Origin of the sequence: Prevotella sp. CAG:255 (assembly GCF_000431195.1) — a bacterium.
Taxonomy (GTDB): domain Bacteria; phylum Bacteroidota; class Bacteroidia; order Bacteroidales; family Bacteroidaceae; genus Prevotella; species Prevotella rara.
The window spans coordinates 1-1,238 of sequence record NZ_HF986828.1 but is presented as its reverse complement, the minus strand read 5'-3'; the positions used below and the strand labels follow the sequence as shown (position 1 = coordinate 1,238).

At 32.6% G+C, this 1,238-nt stretch carries 2 protein-coding genes; both read right to left on the bottom strand.

What is annotated here, in order from left to right:
- Nucleotides 1–84: 84 nt before the first annotated feature.
- Nucleotides 85–450 (bottom strand): DUF1016 N-terminal domain-containing protein, encoded by a 366-nt coding sequence (locus QVO66_RS10005; protein ID WP_021855351.1) that lies wholly within the window; start codon nucleotides 448–450, stop codon nucleotides 85–87.
- A gap of 30 nt (nucleotides 451–480) precedes the next feature.
- Nucleotides 481–1,238 (bottom strand): DUF2971 domain-containing protein (locus QVO66_RS10000; RefSeq protein WP_288172802.1); only part of this gene is annotated, 758 nt, incomplete at its 5' end.

Sequence of the window (1,238 nt, the reverse complement as noted above, 5' to 3'; positions counted from 1 at the left end):
TTCCTGCTCCAACCGTTTTCGAGTGTCTTTCGCACAAAGAACATGGTTTTATCAGGCTCCTTGAAACATTTGTCTATGATATATCTATGATGCCCCCAAGGAATACGCCAGATAGCACAGTCTTGTAATTTCACCCACAACTTGTGGGTGAATTGTAAACCACTCGTTATAAAGTAGATAAAATCTTTTGGCATATCCAATACTTGTTTCCGACAAGCCTTTTATTCCGAGTAATTTTGTCCTCAAATCTGTACTTAACAATTTTATGATTTTATCTCCCCAACGGCTCTCCGCATGAAGCGTAACAATATCTTTTCCCAAAGACCAATAAAATTGCAGCATCTTACTATTCACATGGGTTGCCGCCTTTATCTGGCTATGCTTATACCTCTGACTGAGTTTCTCTATCCAAGAGGCATAATCCTTATCTATGTTTGCTAAATGAGTCATGATAATTCGGTAAGATTATTCCAACAATATCTATACATATTCATTCGTTATAGGAATGTTCAAATGTTCAGCTGTATTACTTAAAATTCTATGCAATTCATCAGAAGCTTTAACTCCTACAATAATTCGTTTTATAAATGGAAAAGGAACTTTGTGGTCAGTTTTTTTACTTATATTTGCATCAACAATCAATCTCCATTCCTGTTCATATTTCCACGGAAGCAACTTTGTAATTAAAGCTCGAAAACTCTTTATTTTTAAATCATAGGCTTGTTTTGGGGTATATTTATTTTGAGAAATCGCATAACACAAACTTTTAGAAAGTTCATTTTTTCGGGACGAATATCGGATAGGAAAAAAAACATTAATCATCATCTTCCTTTGTTCTGAGGGTAACAAAAATTCATCTCTTATACCTGTGGAATAAATAGAGAATAAATCCTCATCTTTTATAGCATTGTCAAATAGAGGTGAAATATCATATTCTACACAAAAGCCCTTATGACTTTGAGCATAATGGGCCCACATTAACTGCTCGTTTTGTTCTGAATTCCAAGAGTATGCAGAAAAGCAAGCTATTCTATATTTATTAAAAAATAAATTTTTAATATAATTTCTTACTAACATTGTCTTTTCCCATAATTCGCGTTGAAAATAAATAAGTTCTTTTCTCATAGAATTTCTAACAATATTCTCAAATTTATAAGAAAAAGAATCCATATAGAAACCATCCCTTGTGAGGGATGCATTATATATAATATTCTTTTCTTCGTCTGAAAACATTGAGT

Bases quoted from the DNA above. Each gene is read 5' to 3' on its own strand.
- QVO66_RS10005 (WP_021855351.1), bottom strand. From the start codon at position 450: ATGACTCATTTAGCAAACATAGATAAGGATTATGCCTCTTGGATAGAG.